The organism is Chthoniobacter sp. (genome assembly GCF_040003245.1).
Taxonomy (GTDB): domain Bacteria; phylum Verrucomicrobiota; class Verrucomicrobiia; order Chthoniobacterales; family Chthoniobacteraceae; genus Chthoniobacter.
On sequence record NZ_JBDUCX010000006.1, the window covers coordinates 36,534 to 56,264 of the forward strand.

Genomic DNA, 19,731 nt, shown 5'->3' on the forward strand with positions numbered 1-19,731 from the left:
CAGCGCGTCCTTGCCGGTTTTATCCGGATGCACGTCCTCCACCATGCCGAGGAGGGCGACCTGTGCGGCAACTGGATGATCGAGGAGCTGCGGCACCACGGTTACAAGATCAGCGCCGGCACGCTTTATCCCATGCTGCGCACGATGGAAAAAGATGGCTGGATCAAAGGTCGCGACGAAAAAGGCGGCGCCCGGCGGCGGCTCTACCGGATCACGCCGAAAGGTCGCGTGGCCTTGCAGGAAGTGCGCGCCCGCTTGCAGGAACTTTTCCACGAAGTCGGAGCGAAAACCGGGAAAAAGAAAGCATAGCGACCGCACACCCATCCCCCATCCCTATGAATGAGATCATCCTGATGGCCCATGTCCTTTTCGGCGTGGCCTGCCTCGTCACCGCCGCCTGGCTGTTCGTGGACGTGCTGCACGCCAACGAGACCAACCTGGCGCGCATCCGCCGCATGAGCTGGGGCGCCGCCGCGTTCATGTGGCTCGCGTTTCTCATTGGCGGGTACTGGTACGTCACTGCCTATAAGGTGGACAAGGCCATCATCCTCAAGGGGCCGTGGCCCTTCGCGCATAACATGGTCATGGAGACCAAGGAGCATCTCGTGATCATGCTGCTCCTCGTGGCCACCTACCTGCCCATCGCCGCCATGGACAACCTGACCAAAAGCAAGGATGCGCGCAAACTCATGCTCTGGGTGACCGCGATGATCGCCCTGCTCGCCCTGGCCATGGATGGCGAAGGCGCCATCATCTCCATGGGCGTGAAAGTCGCCCTGCTGCCCCACTAACTTTTCCACCCGGAACCCCACATGGAAAACACCACCCTCTCCAAACGCACCATTGCCTTCGGGCTCGCTCTCGCCGTCGCCTGCGTCGTCAATGCGATCATCGTAGTCGTGAAGGAAAAGAGCGAGGCCGTCATGGGCGGAATGAAAAAAGTCCTCGGCCATCATTGGACCACGCACAGCGCCATCGTGATCGTTCTCTTTCTGGCCCTGGGCGGACTCTTTGGCCTAGCTAGAGGCGGCCGGGGAGTGGCCATGACCACCAACAGTCTCATCGGCACCGTCCTCTCCGCAGTCGGCGCCGCCGCGCTCATTATCATCGGCTTCTATTTGTTCATCGACTGACCCGGCGCACTTCTTTTCCACTCCGCAGCCCACCCACCAAACCATCCCCATGATGCACTCGAAATCGCCCTTCCGTCTTTTGGCCGGCCTCGCCGTCCTGATCCTGTCGCTGGCCGGAGCCGCCCACGCCGGTCCGCCTTTTCTCACCGACGACCCCGAGCCGGTGGAACTCCATCACTGGGAATTTTACCTCGCCACCCAGCAGATTCATAATGCCGACGGCTGGTCCGGCACGGCACCGCATATCGAGATCAACTACGGCGTGCTGCCCGACGTGCAGCTCCACGTGATCGCCCCCTTTGGCTACAACAAGGCGCCCGGCGAGCCCGCGCGTTACGGCTACGCCGACACCGAGCTGGGCATCAAATATCGATTTTTCCACGAGACCGACACGCTGCCCCAGATCGGCTTCTTCCCGATCGTGGAGCTGCCCACCGGCAACCACAACGAAGATCTCGGCAACGGCAAGGCGCAGGTGTTTCTCCCCATCTGGATGCAGAAGAAATTCGGCGACTGGACCACCTACGGCGGGGGCGGCTATTGGATCAATCCCGGCGAGGGCAACCGCGACTACTGGTTCGCCGGCTGGGAGGTGCAGCGCAAGATCACCACGTCCTTCACCGCCGGCATGGAAATCCAATTCCGCACGCCCGACAGCGTGGACAGCCACTGTTCCACCGCGCTCAACGCCGGTGGCATCTGGGATCTCTCGGACACCTATCACATCCTCTTTTCCGCCGGCCACACCGTTCAGGGTCAATCGGAATTCCAAGGCTACCTTGCCTTCCAAATTACCTGGGGTCCCCAGGAGGCCAAAGAGGACGGCAAGTCGAAGAAATAGTCCGCGCGCCCGTGCGCGCCGCCGCCGCCATCCTTCACCTTTCGCAGAATCACGCCGGGCGGTCTGGCCCGCACAGGAGGCGGTAAAGGACCGGCGTGGCGATGAGGGAGAAAAACATCGAGAAACAAAGCGCACCGATGACGCCGATGGCGAGGGGCTTGAGCATATCGGCTCCGCTGCCGATGCCATAGGCGAGGGGCAGCATGCCGATGCCGGCGGCGAGCGAGGTCATGAGGACAGGGCGCAGGCGGCGGTGGCCAGAGCGGACGAGGGCTTCGTCGAGCGTGGCTCCGGCAGAGCGCAAATGGGTCACGCAGTCGAGCATGAGGATGCCATTTTTGGCCACAATCCCGACGCCGATAATGGCGCCAAGGAAGCTGACAATATTCAGCGTGGTACCGGTGAGCCAGAGAGCGAGCACGGTGCCAAGCAGCGAAAGCACGGAACCGAAAACGATGGCGATGGGCTCATGGTAGGAACGGAACTCGATGAGCAGCACGGTGAAGACGAGGAGGATGGCCGTGGCCAGGACGAGCAGGAGGTTGCGGAAGGATTCCTGTTGCTGCTGGAACAAGCCACCGAACTCGATGGCCCCCGGCGGGAGCGATTTGTCCTGCGCGAGTTTTTCGCGGATTTCCGCCATTGCGCTGCCGAGGTCGCGGCCTTCGAGCCGGGCAGTGACCGCGACGTCCTGGCGGAGGTCTTCGCGGCGCAACTCGATCTGGCCGGGCTCCTCGGTGAAGTCGGCGACCTGGGAGAGTTGCACGAGTGAACCGCCCGCGGTGCGGAGCGGGAGGGCGCGGAGTGCGTCGATACGGCCGAGTTGGGCGCTATCTACGAGCAACCGGATGTTCACGATGCGGTCGCCTTCCAGGACGCTCGACGCGGTGCGCCCGAGCAGTGCGGTTTTCACGGTAGCGGCGATGTCATCGGCATTGAGGCCGAAACGTTGGGCATCCGCGTAGCGCACGCGCAGACTGAGCGAGGGGCCGGTCATCGTGAGTCCGTCAAAAGTGTCCACGACGCCTTTCACCTCCTTGAGGATCTTTTCGATCTGCGGCGCCTTCTCTTTGAGGAACTCCGTATCGGTGGAATAGAGCTTCACCTCGATGGGCTTGGGCGACCACGTGAGATCGCCAATGAGGTCACCGAGGATGCCGTGCAAATCCCAATCGATTCCGGGAATGGCCGCCAGAAACTTGCCGCGCAACTCCGCGATCACGTCATCGGCGCTGCGCTGGCGGTCGCGCTTGAGCTTCACCAGGAAGTCGCCGGTGTTGGGCTCCGCAATGGCCAGCGCGAGGCGCGCCCCGGTGCGGCGGGAATAACTCTCCACATCCGGCGTGGCGCGGATGATTTCCTCGGCTTGCGCCAGCTGGCGGCTGGTTTCGCTGAGGCTCGTGCCCCACGGCGCGACGTAGTCGATGACGAAGCCGCCTTCATCCATCGCGGGCAGGAAGTCGCTTTCGAGCCGGGTGTAGAAAAACGCGCCAGCGGCGAGCAGGACGAGACAGGCGCCGAGCGTCAGCCACGGGAAGCGCAGGGCCCGGCGCACGGCGGACTCATAAGCCCGGATGAGTCGTCCCAGGATGGGGCCGCCTTCCTCGCTCGCCGGCGTATGGCCGTGATCGAGGTGCGCGTAGTCACGGATCAGCCACGCGGCGAGCGAAGGCGTGAGGGTGATGGCGAGGACGAGCGAGGTGAGCAAGGAGACAACCATCGTCATCGCCAGCGCGCGGAAGAAGACGCCGGCCAATCCTCCGAGAAAGGCGAGCGGCAGGAAGACGACCACGGGGGTGAGCGTCGAGGCGACGAGCGGAGCAAAGATTTCGCCGATCGCCAGCGAGATGGCTTCCAGGCGCGCACGGCCCTGCGCGATCTTCGCGTAGATGGCCTCGACGACCACGATGGCGTCGTCGATGACCAGGCCGATGGCCGCCGCAATCCCGCCGAGGGTCATCAAGTTGAAGCCCAACCCGGTGAGCTTCATGGCGACGAGCGTCACCAGCACGGTGACCGGGATAACCACCACCGCGACGAGCGTCGTGCTCCAGTTTTTCAGGAACAAATAGATAATGACGACGGACAGAAGCAGCCCGAATGCGATGGCCTCCCACACGCTGCCCACTGAAGCGCGCACGAGCTGCGACTGGTCGTAGAAAAATGCGAGCTTCATGTCCGGCGGCAATTCGTGGCGCAAGCGGGCCAGCTCGGCTTCGAGATCGCGGGCGATGTTGAGCGTGCTGCCATCGGGCTGGCTGCGAATGTTGATCAGCACGGCGTCGACGCCTTCCGCGGTCACCACATTGAAGACCGGCTCCGGTCCGCGCTCGACGCGCGCGAAGTCTTTGATCGCCGCGGGTCGCCCGTTGACGACACCGACGGTGAGATTCTCGATGTCTTCGATTTTGCGCAACCGCCCGTCGACCACCGTCAGATAGAGGGTGTAGTCTTCTTCCCGCAATCCGGCGGGCGAGATGAGGTTGTTGCGCACGAGGGCGTCGCCAACCTGCGCGAGCGAAAGCCCCTCGGCCTGCAAACGCAACGGGTCCGCGATGACGTGATACTCGGGCGTGCGCCCGCCCACGATGTCCACACGCGCCACGCCGGGAATGCGCAGAAAGCGCGGTTTGAGATCGTAGCGCGCCTCTTCCCAAAGCGCCGTGGTGTCGCGGGTCGGGCTGGTGAGGCTGACGCCCACGATCGGGAACGCGGAAAACGTGAGCCGCCAGACGGTGCTGGTGGCGGTCGCCGGCAGCGTGCTGCGGATCTGCGAGAGCCGCCCGAGCACGTAGAGCTCGCTCTGGACCATGTCCACATCCCAGGTGAAGAAGACATTGATTTCCGCAGAGCCGCGTCCGGTCGCAGAGCGAATGGTCACGGCGCCGGGGATGTCCTTCATCGCCTCCTCGATGGGCCGCGTGATGGTGGCCATCATTTCGTCCGCCGGCATCACCCCGTTGTCCACGAGGATGACACAGCGCGGAAAATTTGTCTGCGGGAAGACTGAGGATGGCATCTTCACGGCAGCGTAGATGCCGGCGAGACAGAGGATGAGGGCGATAAAGACGATGGCCTTCGAGTGCCGAATGGCGAAATCACCGAGCGACGTGCCGTCTTTTCTCGCCAGTTGATCGAGGTTCACTTGAGCACGCGCACCTTGGTTTCTTTCGGCAGCCCATATGCGCCGACGGTGACGACCGTTTGGCCGTCGCTCAATCCCTCGCCCTCGACTTCCACGAGATCGCCCTCGCGCAATCCCACCTTCACCGCTTTGCGGGTCGCCTTGTCGCCTTCCACGAGCGCGATCACCGTGCCGGCGTCGGGATCCTTCACCACGCTCGCCGCCGGCACGGCGAGGCGGTCTTGGCGCTCCTCGCTGAAAATGCGCGCGGTCAAGAACTGGCCGGGGCGCAAGCCCGCGCCTTTCGGCACCGTGAGGCGGACCAGCACAGTATCCGTGGCCGGATCGACTTGCGGGCTGACGAAGGTGACGCTCGATTCAACCGGCGGCGCGTCCCGACCCGTGAGCAGTTGCGCCTTTTGCCCGGCGTGCAATTCCGAGACGTTCGCCCGGGGCACCCGCACGCTGGCGGCAAGACGGTCGAGATCCACGATTTCCGCCAGCGGTTTCGTCGCGTCCGCTGGTTCGCCGGGCCGCGCACTGATGCTGACAACGGTGCCCGCGAGTGGCGCTTCGCCGCTGAGGAGCGATTGCTGCACTTTCGCCGTGGCGAGTTCCAACTTCGCGGCGGCGAGCGCCTGTTGCGCTTCGAGCACGAGCTTTTCCGACGTGCCCTCCGCGGCGATCAGCTTCTTCTGCCGGTCCGCGTTTTTTTGCGCGAAGTCGATGGCCAGTCCGGCCTTTTCCACGGCCGCGTCCACCGCCCGGCTGTCGAGCCGAAAGAGGACCGCGCCTTTCTCCACGCGCTGCCCCTCGACCGCATCCACTTCCGCAATGATGCCGGCTTGCGCGGGCGCGAGCCTCGCGGAAGCCAGCGGTTCCGGCTCGATGTTGCCATAAGCCGTCACCACCCGATGCAGCGTGGCCCGGGTGATCTTCGCCACTTGCACAGCAACTTCGGTTTCGACTTTCTTTTCCTCCTCGGCGCGCGTCATCGGCGCGACCAGCACCAGCGCCGCCAGGGAGATGCGAAGGGCTGCAGGGATTCGTGTCATGGCGGCGGCTGGTTCAGGGGTTGGTGAGGTTCGGGGCCCAGTTGTCCGGACGCAATTCCGGGGTCTTGCCGTCGGCGGGAAAGGTAGACTTCACCGCTTCGCGCAGCTTTCCGGAGAGCTCGGCGACCGCCGCCGCCTTGCCGGGATCTTCCGCGAGATTGGTGATTTCGCTGGGGTCCGCATCGTGATCGTAAAGTTCGCGGCCTTCCCGGCCCTCGTCCCATTCGGTGTACCGCCAGTGGTCGATGCGCAGGCTGCAGCCGAAGAAGCACCGGACATTGTCGCCCACGGAGGGACTGGCTCCGAACCGCTTGAATCCGCCCCCGCGCACCACCTGCGTGAGGGCCCATCCGCGGCCGGTCACCGTGACATCCTTGAGCATGGGGGCGAGGCTCTGGCCTTGCAGGACGGCGGGCGGCTTCACCCCGCAGAGTTCCGCGAGCGTAGGGTAAAGGTCGATGAGTCCGACCGGGGAGGCGGCCACACTGCCCGGTGCGCCGACCCCGGGGCCGGCCATGATGAGGGGCACCCGGGCGCTTTCCTCAAAGAGGCTCTGCTTCTGCCACAAGCCGTGTTCGCCGAGTTGATAGCCGTGATCGCTGGTGAAGACGACGATGGTGTTGTCCCGCAGACCGAGCCGGTCTAGTGCCGCGAGTACGCGGCCGGCCTGGGCATCCATGAAACTGACGCTGGCGTAATAAGCCTGCCGCGCCTGGCGGCGGAGATCGTCGGTCAATTTGTCCTGCTCCTTCTTATAGCTCATGAGCGCCGCCTTCGGGATATCCTTCTGGTCTTCTGCGACGCCCTGCACCACGGGCATCTGCTCCTGCGGATACATCTGGAAATAAGCCTTCGGCGCGACGTACGGGGTGTGCGGGCGGAAGAAACCGACCGCCAGGAAAAACGGACGTTCCGGGTGTTTCGCGCAACGCTCCAAAATCCATTCGGCATCCGCGGCCTCGAGGCCGTCGGTATGCTTCTCGTCGGGATTTTCCGAGGCGTGCCAGCTGAGGGTCCCGCCAAATTGTCCCGGCGTGAGACTGTAGATCAGAGGCTCTTCATCCAGACGGTCGACGCCGGCTGGGTTCGTCTCTACTTCCCAGGAAGCGGGATCGTCGTGGCCAGTGGTGCCGATCGAGTTGGGCACGTTGTAATGATAAAGCTTGCCGACGCGGGCAGCGAAGTAGCCCTGCTGGCGGAACGCCTGAGGCAGGCTGACGCGCGACGGGATGGTCTGCCGGAAGATCTGGGCATTCGCGAGGATGCCCGTGCTGTTCGGGTACAGTCCGGTGAGGAACGAATTGCGGCTCGGCCCGCAGAGCGAGAAGGCGCAGTACGCGTGATCGAAGCGCACGCCTCGCGCGGCGAGCCGGTCGATGTTTGGTGTCTTCATCAGCGGCCGGTCGTAGCAACCGAGGCTGTTGTTCAAGTCGTCTGAGATGATGAAGAGGACGTTGGGGCGTTTCGCATCCGCGGCCCCGGACACGCACGAGAGGAAAAGAGCTAAGACGGGGACAAGGAACGATTTCCGGATGAGGCGGCAGGGGGAGGGATTCATTTGACAGTGCGGAGCGGGGTTTGCAGGGCGGCTTCGAGCGCGCCGACGGCTTGCTGCGCCTGCGCGCGGGCTTCGAGGCGCGAAAGATTGGCGGCGCTGGCTTCGATGCGGCGGCGCGTGAGTTCCAGCGGCACGAGTTCGCCCGCGTCCACCATACGCTTCGTCGTATCGGAGGCCTGCGCTGCTTCCTCCGCCAGCGTGTCGGCAGTCGCCGCTTTGGCCCGGGCCGCGCGGTAGGCGGCGAGCGCGATTTCAATCTCACCGAAGACCGATGCCTGTTTCGCCTCGAATGTCGTACCGACCGTTTTCCGGCGGGCGCTGGCTTGCGCGATCGGACCGCGGTTTTGATTGATGATCGGCAATTCGATGGAGAGTCCGAGCGACCATTTGTTGTCTGTCTGGTCGAGGAGGTAGCCGGGCTGGAGATGGACGTCGGGATATTGCTTCGCGATTTGCAACCGCAACTCCGCGTCCGCGGCAGCGTAGTCCGCGAGCGCCGCGAGTAAGTCAGCGCGATTCACAAGCGCCCGGCGGCGCACGCCGGAGCCGGGCGCGGGCGGCAACGAAGTGAAGGCGGAGAAATCGAGTGCAGCCGCCTCGAGCGCCGCGGATGAAACGCCGACGGCCGCCGCGAGCTGCGCACGGGAGGTGCCCGAGAGTTTCTCCGCATCGTGGAGCGCGAGCCTGGAGCGATTGAAACCGAGCCGCTCCTGGATCAACTCGAACGCCGAAGCGGCGCCCGCTTTCACCTGGGCGTCGAGTTTCGTTACCGCTTCCTGATGCAGCGCGACTTCCGTCGTGAGCAGCGCGCTGTTTTCCTGCGCGGTGTACAGATCGAGCAGCGCGGCACGCACTTTCGTTCGCGCGTCCCACGCCGCCACGGACATGCGAAAGTTCGCCGCCTCCGCCATGGCCCGGGCTTCTGCCAGGCGCTTGCCTCGTTTTCCAGCGGTTTCGATTGGCACATCGATCGTACCACCCAGAATCCACGCAGGCGCGGCGGTCGTATCGTAGGCTGGCGAAAAAGTGAGCACCGGATTGGGCGATTGCCCCGCCGTCTTGATCCCCGCTTCCGCTTCCTCCGCCACCGCACGCGCGACGGCCACATCACCGTGGAAATAAACCGCAGCCAACGCGAGTCGCTCGACATTCCACGAACCACCGGCGGCACCTTGCTGCGCGAGAAACTTGCGCAGGCCATCGTCGCTGAGCGAGCGCCCGGTGAACGCCGTCGCGCGCCCCCCGGCATCCAGGGGGCGCGAAGTGTATTTCGCGCAGCCGAGGGGCATGGCGACGACAGCGAGGACGAGGAGGACTCGTGACAGAAGATCCTTCGGGTGGCAGCTCCACCCACCGGTTGGCACCCCGGGAAGATTGGCGGCAACCCAGCGGCCGCACCCCTGACTGTGCCGATCGGCATAGTCGGGGGGCGCTGGAACTATCGTGGTCCGGGGAGTGCCCATGGCTCTACTGTAATCAGTAGGAGTCATCAGCCACAATGCTAGGCATGGGGGCACTTTGGCAGGCTTAAAACTGCCGGGCAGAATCCATTGCTGGTCCTACGTTTAGCAGATTGATCCGGATGGTGTCAACCAACGTCGAGCCCCTGCCAGCAATAGCCCTCTCTGCACGTGTGGGCCGCTAGCTTTCCCCAAAGCGCTCCGCGGCCAGCAAGATGCCGGCGGCCTTGTCGAGCGTCTCCTGCCATTCCTTTTCCGGGACAGAATCCGCCACGATGCCGGCGCCGACGTGGAAGTGCGCGCCGCCGTTTTCGACGACGACGGTGCGGATGGCGATGTTGAACTGGCTCTCGCCGTTGAAGCCGAACCAGCCCAGTGCGCCGGTATAGATGCCGCGCGGCTCGGGCTCGAGCTCGGCGATGATCTCTCTCGCGCGCTTCTTGGGCGCACCGGTGATGGAACCGCCGGGAAAGCAGGCGCGCAGGGCGGCGACGTGATCGACCTCCTCGCGCAAGCGTCCCTCGACGGTGGAGACGAGATGGAACACGTGCTCGTAGCTCTCGAGCTTGAGCAGTTCCTTCACGTGCACGCTGCCGTAATCGCAGATCGCCCCGAGATCGTTGCGCTCCAGGTCGGTGATCATTACCAGCTCGGCGGTTTCCTTCGCCGAATTGCGCAGATCGTAGGCGGAGAGCGCATCGGCATTGGCCTCGGCGCGGCGCGGGCGCGTGCCCTTGATCGGGCGGGTGCGAATGGCGCGGCCGGAGATTTTCAGGAACGATTCCGGCGAGGTCGAAAGAATCGCGCGGCCATCCAGCTCGAGGAAGGCGGCGTAAGGCGCGGGCGAATAGTGGCGCAGCGCCTCGTAGAAGGCGAAGGCGTCTCCGTCCCATTCCGTGGCGAAACGATGCGCGAGGTTCACCTGGTAGATGTCGCCCGCGGCGATATATTCCTGCGCCCGCGCGACGCGGCGGCAGAATTCCTCGCGCGTCATTTGCGGGACGAAACGCGGACCGTTGGCTGCGGGCGCCGCCGCGACGGGACGCAGGCGGGAAGAGAAATCGCCGATCTCGAACCAGCATTGCTCCGCATGGCGGTAGATGAGCGCGTCCTCATAGATGCCGAAACCGAAAGCGCCGTCGTACTCCACGAAGCCCGCGGCGAAACCAGCGGGCAAGCCATCGTCGCAGTGCGGCCCACCCGCCCGCCGGGCGACCGCCTCACGCAGGGTGTGCCAGTCGTCGCCCGTGCGGCCCCGCCAAACTCCGCTGGGGGCGGCAGCGACGATCGAGAGTTGTCCCGCATCACCGCCTTCGGACGCCGTGTCGAAATAGACGCGCCCGGGCAAATGCGCACAGGCACCGGCCACTTCGGCAGGCGTAAGGTCCAGGGCCACAGGTCGCGGCGCGCGGGCAAGAATCGGCATGCCATCCGCTTGGGGGAGAATGCCGCCCTTTTCAAACGAAAAATTCCAGCTACCTTGCCCAGTTCATCGCCATGAACAAATTGATGACCCCTTTACTCGCCACGTTGCTGGCCCTTGCCACGCAGCTCTCCGCCGCTGAACCGGAGAGCGCGTTCGGTCTCGCGCCTTCGGCCACGCCCCAGCTTCAGCCGGCGGCGGCTCCGTCCAATCTGCCACTCATCCCCGAAGCGCCGCAGCCCGCGGAAAAAGCGGGCAAGGGCGACGAACCAAAGGGTGGCGACAAGACCGCGATGGCGGAGGACAAATTAAAGAAGAAAATCGCACTCCGGCAGGCCAAGATGAAGGCCGAGCGGGATCCCGCTCTCCAGGCCCTCAAGACCCAGGCGCTGGAAGCGCCCACCGACTTCGAGCAGCGCAAGCTATACATCGACTACTACACGGCCCTCGTCGATCGCATCGTGAAGTTCAATCCGGGCATGACGAAGGAGGAGATCGACATGTTGCGAGGGCAGTACACGGGCCGCTTTTTCCAAGTCCGCGTCGAACCAACCGTCGATCCGGCCACCTTCCGGACCAAGCACTGACCCTGCGGAAATAGCAGTTGTGCGGGCGGCGAAGTATGTCTACTTTTCCGACCCCTCAACCACGGCGCATTCGTCTAGAGGCCTAGGACACAGCCCTCTCAAGGCTGGTACACGGGTTCGAATCCCGTATGCGCTACTTGTATCTATCAGGATTTTCGGGCGATGGGGTTGAAAGCAGGACAAAAGCAGGACAAAGTGTCCGCATGAAGCGCAAATCGAAAGCTCGGACTGCAGAATGGCCGGTTGAGATCAAGGTCGGGAGCGTCACTGCCAAAATCTACCGTTCCGTTGCCCGAGGCCGTGAATTGTTCACCGTGGCCTACCGGGACACAAACAACCGGCGCGTGAAGAAGAGCTTTGCGGACTTTGGTTCCGCCAAGCTGGAAGCCCAAGGGGCTGCCACTAAAATTCAGAATGGGCAGATCGACGTGCTGGAATTGACGAGCGAGGATCGTATCGTTTACCAGCATTCCATTGAATTGCTCAGGCCCTCAGGGCAGCCGCTGGATTCTGCAGCCGCACAATTTGCCGAGGCCTTTCGCATCCTGGGAGGAGCTGGTTCCGTAGTGGAAGCGGCAAGGTATTTTTCGAAGCACCATCCAGTTGCGTTACCACGAAAGACGATCGCAAAAGTTTATGAGGAGTTTCTCGCTTCGAAGATCTCGGACAATGCAAGCACGAGGTACGTGCAAGATATTCGGAGCCGACTGGGTCGATGCTCCAGGCATTTTGCAGAGGACATTTCTGATTTAACGACGGCAGAATTGGAAAATTGGCTTGCCGCTCTCAATGTTGGCCCAGTTGCTCGCAACAGCGCGCGTTCGTTGTTGATTACGCTTTTCAATTTCGCGCGCCAAAAGGGGTATTTACCCAAATCGCAGCCGACGGAAGCTGAGGCAATTCCTGTTGCCAAGGAGTTGCCGACGACTATCGGGATTTTCACGCCAATTCAAATGACCAGCCTTCTCTCGGCGGCTTCCGACGAGAACAGACCCTACCTTGCAATCGGTGCATTCGCCGGTCTTCGGCACGCCGAGCTGATGCGCCTGTCATGGGACGAAGTGCACATCTCACATGGCTACATTGAGGTTACCGCAGCCAAAGCGAAGACGGCACAGCGGCGGATTATACCCATCCAGCCGAATTTAAAATCCTGGTTGAAGAGAATTGCCAAATCCAAAGGACCATTGTTTTCAGGCGACGGCTCGCGATTCCTCCGAAAGGTGACGCGGACCGCAGAAACCTGCGGATTCGATTGGCCGCAGAATGGTCTCAGGCACAGCTTCGCCAGTTACCGTTTGGCAAAATGCAGGAGCGCCGCCGAAGTCGCCTTGGAAATGGGTAATTCACCCCGGATGGTGTTCCAACACTACCGCGAGTTGGTGACCCCAGCAGATTCCGATTCGTGGTGGGAAATTGCGCCCTAGTTCACGGCGACTGATAGTGACATGACATTGCCCTTCAGGTTATCTGTTTTTGTCCGTCCACGAAAGCAAATCGCGCGAAGGGATCGCCGGCGCCACGATGCTCGGCGAAGTCAGCATCTTGCCGAAGCGTCGATCTAACCCAGCCGCGACGAGGACCCTTTGCAAGGACAGAGTAGAGAGCGTGTTCCCGCCGAAACTCAGACACCATACAATAGCCTAATTGCGTTAGCGTTATCTACCCAAATAAAATAACAGTAGTTGTACCATTTTTTGATTTCCGCTCCGGCGCCGATGAGGTAAGGCACTGGCTTTAGGTTATAGTAGTCAACCCCCTGAAATATGCCCCCCCTTTTTCGTCGGCTTTCCGCAATTGTTCTTGTCGGGAGCATTGCTGCGTCCGTCTGGTTCGTTTGGGCTCGCAAATTCCCAGAAGCGCCGCCGCCCAATTCGGAGAAAGTTGCAGAGTATAGCGTAGCGTCCACGAACGCCCCTGCTTCACCGACTGTCGAGCAAAACGAACCAGCGAGCGCTCCTTCGAAAGCGAATCCCTCCATTCCCGCAATTCCCAATTTAACGCCAGGCACAGTCAGCTTCGAATTCTTCGAATGGTTGCGGGAGTTTCTCACTGCGGCGCCTGCCCAACGGACGGCCTTGATTGCCCAAGGAGCGCGTTTGGCCGATGCCCGGCGGACTGAATACAAGCAGCTGATCGTCGACGATCCGCGCCGCGCTTTGGATGAAGCTGTGCCGATGGTCATACGCCAGAAGTTACCGACGGCAATCGTGGCGCGGCTGGAGGAGCGCGTGAATCGCCGCGGGGATTTGCGAGTTTACCAAGGCTCACCCGAGCCAGGAGCGCCGCCACCTGCCGGAGCCTTGAACCACCGGATCGCGACATTCCAGGACGGCACGTCGTATGTGGCGAATGTCTATGGCAGGAGAGCCTCGGACGTTCTCGGCACGAGGAACGATTCCCTCAACGGCGTAGCCGTCGATAATCAGTTTGCCGTCAATGAGGATCCGTTTCGAAAGCTGGAAGCTGGCGAGAGGCCGGACGGCGCCAAGCAAATCGTGACGTCCTGTCCGGTTTCTGGAAAACAAGTCACTTCCCCGGCCAATGCGACCGATCCCGTGCCGGCAGACACGACGGTGATCGAGACGCCTGAACAGATTGTTTACCTCTGCGGTGGCAACCACTTGGGAAGTTATCAAACACTTCTCTATGCTGAAGGGGGAACGGGCGGGCCGATTCCGATCAATGGGATTCTGCCCGGAGTTCCGACCCCATCGGTCGGCGTTTTGAAGGTGCTTTACATTCCGATGACGTTCCAGGACCAAAACAAGACGCAGACAACGGAATCCAAGGCTTATGAAATCATGCGGGACGTCGCGGACTTCTATGCCAAAGGCTCTTACGGAAAACTAACCACCATCTCCACGGTGACACCGGCGGTCAAAGTGCCCCACACAGAGGCCTGGTATACTCAAAAGGATACCTCCAATGGGGGAACGATCGATGGGCTCAGCCTTGAATTCACCCACGCGAAGGAGGAGGCCAAGAAGATTGGCTTCGACTTCGATGACTATGATTGCATCGTGGTGCGGCTGTCCGGCGGCCCACGCTCTTCCGGCGTTGGCGGTTACGGCGGCGGCAGCCAGGTCTGGCTGTATTTCGACAGCGTGACCATCGCCGGACATGAGATTGGTCACACCTTCGGATTGAGCCACGCCAACTTTTGGGACACCAGCGGCACCAGCGCCATCGGCGCAGGGACCAATGCCGAATACGGAGATCAATACGACATCATGGGCAGCGGAAATACGCCCACGGACCACTACAATGCTCAGGCCAAGAACCAGATCAAGTGGCTGCCCAACGACTACGTGAGCACCATCACACAAAGCGGCACCTACCGCCTCTACGCCATGGACCAGCCGATTCTGGATCCGGCCAATCGTTACGCCATCAAAATCGTCAAGGATTCACAGCGGACGTACTGGGGTGAAGTGCGGCAACTTTACAACGGCAATGCGACCCGCCCGTGGGCAGACAAGGGCATGCTTCTCGGCTGGACCTTCACCGGAGGGGCCAACGGCAGCAACATCCAGTTAATCGATACCACACCTGGGTCGCCCTTTGCCAAAGACGACGCACCGATCTCGCTGGGCCGCACTTTCTCCGACTACGAATCGGGTATCCACATCACTACTACGAATGTCAGCAGCACGACGCCGAAATATGTGGATGTCGTGGTCAATTTAGGCCAATTCCCGGGTAATCGGGCGCCCACCCTCGACCTCGCCTCATCCGCGGATTTCGTTCCGGTGGGCGCGACCGTTACTTTTACCGCAACAGCAACCGATCTCGACGGCGATCCCCTCGCCTATTCGTGGCAAAACTTCGGCGACACCTCCGTCAAGATCGTTTCCCCCAATTCCAACGTCATCACACGTACGTTCAGCACGGCCGGCATCTACATCGTCAGTTGCACGGCCAGTGATATGAAGGGTGGCAGCACGACGCGCAATAAGCTCATCACGGTCGGAAACGGCAACGGCCACTATACCATCTCGGGCCGCATAACAGCCGGAGGAGTCGGTCTGGCCAACGTCATCATTACCGCCAACAGCGCCAACGGAGTCGTGACCGACAGCGATGGCTATTACATCATTCCGAATCTCACGGCGACGACCTACTCCATGACGCCCCTGTTATACGGTTACACGTTTAGCGAAACCTTTAACAACAGCGTCACGGTCGGCCCAAACTTCGGCGGTGCAGACTTCGTCGCCCAAGCCACTCCGGTGGTCACCATCGCGGCCACGGTCCCCAATGCGCAGGAACCCGGCACCGGCACTCCCCTCGTCGCCGGCCACTTTACACTCACCCGCAACGGCGACACGACGCAGCCACTTACAGTCAATGTGAACTCCGCATCCGGCACGGCGACGAAGAATACCGACTACACGTTCACTCCCGACTACATTACCGCCACCCAGGGTTTCTCAACGTTCACCTTTCCGGCGGATTCCGCGACACTCGATATCACGGTAACTCCGTTGAGCGATAGCGCGGCGGAAGGCCCGGAAACAGTCATTTTGCAGCTCGGCCCAGGAAACGGCTATCTCGTCGGCACGTCGAGCACAGCGCAAGTTACCATTACCGACGATCCCCTCGATACCTCGCTGCCGAAAGTCAGCCTTACCGCAGGTAACTCGAAAACCATCGAGGGTTCCGGCGTGCCGGGGACAGTGACATTCCAACGAACCGGTTCGACGGCTAATGCTTTGATGGTGAATTACACGGCCAGCGGTACGGCAACTCCCGGCACCGATTACGTGACCCTTCCCGGCAGCGTGACCATTCCCGCCGGGGCTGCGTCCGCTTTCGTCAATGTGACCCCGATCGATGATAGCGTCTCCGAGCCGCTCGAGACGGTCGTTGTCACCACCGCGGCCAATCCCAACTACATCGTGGAATCCGTGGCCAGCACTGCCACGGTGTCGATCGTGGATGATGATGTGCAGGTCGTCAGCGTGACCGCCACGGACGCCACCGCTAGGGAGGTGGACTTGACCGTGCCCGGAGCGCAACCCGACACGGGAACCTTCCTGATAACCCGCACGGGCGATACGACGAACCCGCTGACCGTCTACTATGCGCTGAGCGGTCCGACCACGGCGTCGATGGCGCTCAATGGCGTGGACTTCGAGACTCTGCCCGGCGTGCTCGTCATTCCGGCCGGCGCCAGCAATGCCGCCGTGACGATTATCCCGCGCTACGATGGGCTCGGGGAGGGTCGCGAGTATGTCACCCTAACGCTCGGCGCCGGACCGACCAACTATCAGGTCGGCGCCAACAACAACGCCACGATCAGCATTGACGACGCCGCGACTGACCTGCCGTATGTCGAGGTCATCAGCCTCGCCAACGCGTCCGAACCGTCGACCACTGGCACCTTTCGCATCTCTGTGAAAGGCAGCGGCACCAGTCCCTTGACGGTGAATTACACCGTCGGCGGCACTGCGGTCGCGGGCTCAGATTACACCTCAATCGGCGCCTCGACCACTATCACGCTGAACAATGGCACGACCACCAAGGACATCACCGTTTCGCCGATCAACAATGCGGTGGCCAACGACCTGCGGACCATCACGCTAAGTGTCAACGCCAGCGCAAATTACCAGACATTCGCGCCGAGCAGCACGGCGACCATGTTCCTCCTCGACGATGAGCAGCCGACGGTTTTTGTGGATGCGAATTCGACGACCACCCCTCCCTCGATCACCGAGGGCGGAACGGCCGGCAGTTTTTACATCTCCCGCACCGGAAGCACCACGAGTGCTCTTACGGTGAATTTCGTGCTTTCCGGCACCGCGGTCAGCGGTGTCGATTACACGGCCTCCTCGACGACCTCCGCGACCATCCCTGCTGGCGCACAGGGCGTGGATGTGACGCTCACACCGGTCAACGACGCCATCTTTCAAGGTACGCGCACCATCAGCCTCACCTTCGCGAACGGTGCCTACGGACGCGGTCCCGCTGCGACCATGTACCTCAACGACAACGAAACCAGCACCCAAAAGGTCGCGTTCGCCAGTGCCAGCGGTTCCGGTCTGGAAAGCGTCACCTCTGTAAACATTCCCGTGACGCTGACCAGTGCGGCCACGGCACCTGTGACCGTGGAATACGTCGTCGACACCGGCGCACGCACGTCAGCCTCGACCACCGTAGGGACGTCGCCAACGCTGACTCTGCCTTATTGGGTCCGCGTCGTCCGCAGCGGCACCTCGTTCACCAATTACGCCTCGACCAACGGCGTTACCTGGATTCAACGCGGACCGCCCCAAACGATCAGCATGTCGAGTGCGAGTTACCTCGTCGGCTTGGTAGCGTCTTCTGGTGGCTCCGGTGTCTCCGCCACTGCGACGCTCGACAACCTGAGCATTACCGGACTCGACGCGGGTGGCAATGTGGGAACTTCCGTGGCTTCCGATATTGGATCGCCCAGTCCGAGTGGCAGTAATTCCTTGGCGAGCGGCACATATACGATAACCGCCGGTGGACCTGATTTAGCCACCGGCACCACCGATGCCTTCCGCTACGTTTATTTCCCCATCACCAATTCCGCCAACTGCACGATCACGGCGCGTCTTGTTTCGGTTTCGGGAAGTTTCGCAGCGGCGAAAGGTGGAGTGATGATCCGGGAGTCCGTCGCAAGCAATGCCATCCATGACTCTACCATTACGCTAAAGGACAGTTCTTTGCGGCAGACTTACCGGCTCACGACCGGAGCGGCTGGTCTAGTCAACGCGACTACCACCAAGCCGTACTGGGTACGCCTCCAGCGGGCCGGGGATATTTTCAGCTCTTTCATTTCGCCCGACGGCTCGACGTGGACGCAACTCGGCACCAACCAAACCATGGCGCTGTCCAATAAGGTGCTCGCCGGACTCGCCGTTTCCGCTCGCACCGATGGCCTCTTGAGCACCGCCACGTTTGATAACGTAGCGCTCACTGGATCGCCTCTTTTGCAAAGCCGCACGATCGGATTTGTGAATGCCCAAGGCAGCGATAGTCTCAACGCCGGAGTTTATACCGTGACCGGATCCGGTGCGCAAATCGGCGGCACGGAAGACGAAGCCCACTTTGTCGCCGCGCCGATTACGGGCGACTTTACGCTCACCGCTCGCGTCCTTACCCAAAGCGGCGGGGCGGTCAATGCGCAAGCGGGAGTCATGGTGCGCGAGTTGCCGGGTTATCGTTCCCGCAGCCTTTACAACGGCTTGGTGGCCAACGCGGGCGCGGAATTCATCGTCCGCGGCAGCACTGTCACGGACGCGTTCGGTGACGGCGTGGATTTTTCACTCCCCTCCGGCACGCTCACTTTCAATGTCGGCGATACGACGCAGTACATTCCGCTGTCCGTCATCAACGACACCATCGCCGAGCCCGACGAGCAAATCAGTTTGCTGCTACGCAATGCCAGCGGCGCTCAACTGGGCACGCAAACGACATACACGTACACCATCATCGACGACGATAGTCCTCCCGTGCTGCCGAGCGTCGGCTTTGCAAGCACAAGCCTGTCAGCATTGGAAAACTCCGGCACGGCCAATGTGCTGGTTTCGCTCAGCATGCCGTCCACCTCAACCGTGACCGTCGATTACTCGGTCACGGCTGGCACCGCGACTGCCGGGGCGGATTTCACGGCGAGCGCCGGGACGCTGACGTTTACCCCCGGTGAAACAGTAAAAGCCATAGCGGTAACGCTCCTGGACGACACCCTGGTGGAATCCAGCGAGACGGTATTGCTCAATCTCACTCATCCGGTAGGCGTCACCCTCAGCGCCCAAAACGCGGCCACCCTCACCATTTTGGATGACGATACTCCCACGGTCAACGTGGTCGCGACCTCGCCCAATGCCACCGAATCCGGCACCCCGGGGGTCTTCACCTTTACGCGAACCGGGTCCTTGAGCGGGGCCTTGACGGTCAATTTCAGCCGTTCCGGAACGGCCACCAGCGGCACGGACTACACAGCCATCGCCATTCTTGGCACGGTCACCATCCCCAGCGGACAGGCCAGTGCCACGCTCAATGTCACGCCCATTCAGGATACACTCAATGAAGGCACTGAGACGGTGATCATCACGCTGACCGCGGGCTCGTACACGATCGGCTCTTCCAACACCGCGACCGTGAACGTCGCCGATGACGATCGAAGCACGGTGAATATTGTGGCGAACGATCCCAACGCCTCGGAAACGCCCGGCAATCCCGGCCAGTTCACCATCACCCGCACCGCGCCGACAAGCGCCGCGCTGACAGTCAATCTCACTATCACCGGCACCGCCACGAATGGCACGGATTACACGACGATTTCCAGCACCGCGACCATTCCCGCCGGACAGAGCAGCGTCACCATCAATGTCTTGCCCATCGACGATGCCGTTACCGAGGGAGTGGAGAGTGTGGTCCTGCAAATCGCCAGCGGATCTTACGATATTGGGCCCAATAGTTTCGCGACGGTCACCATTGCGGACAACGATAGCCCGCCGACGCTCTTCATCTCGAGTCCCACGGCCCAAGGTCCGCTCATTGCCACTGGAAATGGCCTCA

At 61.8% G+C, this 19,731-nt stretch carries 12 protein-coding genes and 1 tRNA gene; 8 read left to right on the forward strand and 5 right to left on the reverse strand.

The annotated features are described in order from the left end of the window. The first annotated feature begins 27 nt into the window (after window positions 1-27). Genes ABJF10_RS01700 through ABJF10_RS01715 form a run of 4 tightly spaced genes read left to right on the forward strand, consistent with a single transcriptional unit; the run spans window position 28 to window position 1,974 of the window. On the forward strand, window positions 28-309 hold the full coding sequence (locus tag ABJF10_RS01700; protein WP_348542791.1) for a PadR family transcriptional regulator: 282 nt from the start codon (window positions 28-30) through the stop codon (window positions 307-309). Between the two features lie 26 nt (window positions 310-335). Next, window positions 336-791 carry a hypothetical protein gene (locus ABJF10_RS01705; RefSeq protein ID WP_348542780.1) on the forward strand — a complete coding sequence of 152 codons (456 nt, stop codon included), beginning with the start codon at window positions 336-338 and terminating at the stop codon, window positions 789-791. A 21-nt stretch (window positions 792-812) separates the two neighbouring features. Continuing rightward, the gene (locus ABJF10_RS01710) at window positions 813-1,133 is read left to right on the forward strand and encodes a hypothetical protein (protein WP_348542781.1); all 321 of its coding nucleotides are present in this window, start codon (window positions 813-815) and stop codon (window positions 1,131-1,133) included. 49 nt (window positions 1,134-1,182) lie between these two features. Beyond that, entirely contained in the window at window positions 1,183-1,974 is a 792-nt protein-coding gene (locus ABJF10_RS01715; protein ID WP_348542782.1) for a hypothetical protein, read from the forward strand. A gap of 49 nt (window positions 1,975-2,023) precedes the next feature. Here ABJF10_RS01715 and ABJF10_RS01720 read toward each other — a convergent pair whose 3' ends face one another. The 5 genes from ABJF10_RS01720 to pabB all read right to left on the reverse strand — a co-directional run bounded on the left by ABJF10_RS01720 (window position 2,024) and on the right by pabB (window position 10,567). Continuing rightward, a complete protein-coding gene (locus tag ABJF10_RS01720) occupies window positions 2,024-5,119 on the reverse strand; it encodes an efflux RND transporter permease subunit (protein WP_348542783.1) in 3,096 nt (1,031 codons plus the stop codon). Then, entirely contained in the window at window positions 5,116-6,153 is a 1,038-nt protein-coding gene (locus tag ABJF10_RS01725) for an efflux RND transporter periplasmic adaptor subunit (protein ID WP_348542784.1), read from the reverse strand. Before ABJF10_RS01725 ends, ABJF10_RS01720 begins: the two co-directional genes overlap by 4 nt. Before the next feature lie 13 nt (window positions 6,154-6,166). Further along, entirely contained in the window at window positions 6,167-7,711 is a 1,545-nt protein-coding gene (locus tag ABJF10_RS01730; protein WP_348542785.1) for a sulfatase, read from the reverse strand. Further along, window positions 7,708-9,000: a TolC family protein gene (locus ABJF10_RS01735; RefSeq protein ID WP_348542786.1), complete on the reverse strand. Its 1,293-nt coding sequence runs from the start codon at window positions 8,998-9,000 to the stop codon at window positions 7,708-7,710. The genes ABJF10_RS01730 and ABJF10_RS01735 overlap by 4 nt, the downstream gene beginning before the upstream one ends. A 352-nt stretch (window positions 9,001-9,352) precedes the next feature. Next, a complete protein-coding gene (pabB, locus tag ABJF10_RS01740; RefSeq protein ID WP_348542787.1) occupies window positions 9,353-10,567 on the reverse strand; it encodes an aminodeoxychorismate synthase component I in 1,215 nt (404 codons plus the stop codon). A 101-nt stretch (window positions 10,568-10,668) separates the two neighbouring features. On the opposite strand from pabB, the gene ABJF10_RS01745 reads away from it, so the two are divergent. From ABJF10_RS01745 to ABJF10_RS01760, 4 genes are all read left to right on the forward strand, one after another. Next, the gene (locus ABJF10_RS01745) at window positions 10,669-11,181 is read left to right on the forward strand and encodes a hypothetical protein (RefSeq protein ID WP_348542788.1); all 513 of its coding nucleotides are present in this window, start codon (window positions 10,669-10,671) and stop codon (window positions 11,179-11,181) included. 63 nt (window positions 11,182-11,244) lie between these two features. After that, window positions 11,245-11,317, forward strand: a tRNA-Glu gene (locus ABJF10_RS01750). 67 nt (window positions 11,318-11,384) lie between these two features. Then, on the forward strand, window positions 11,385-12,608 hold the full coding sequence (locus tag ABJF10_RS01755; RefSeq protein ID WP_348542789.1) for a tyrosine-type recombinase/integrase: 1,224 nt from the start codon (window positions 11,385-11,387) through the stop codon (window positions 12,606-12,608). Window positions 12,609-13,484: 876 nt separating this feature from the next. Beyond that, a partial coding sequence (locus tag ABJF10_RS01760; RefSeq protein ID WP_348542790.1) for a Calx-beta domain-containing protein occupies window positions 13,485-19,731 on the forward strand: 6,247 nt, incomplete at its 3' end.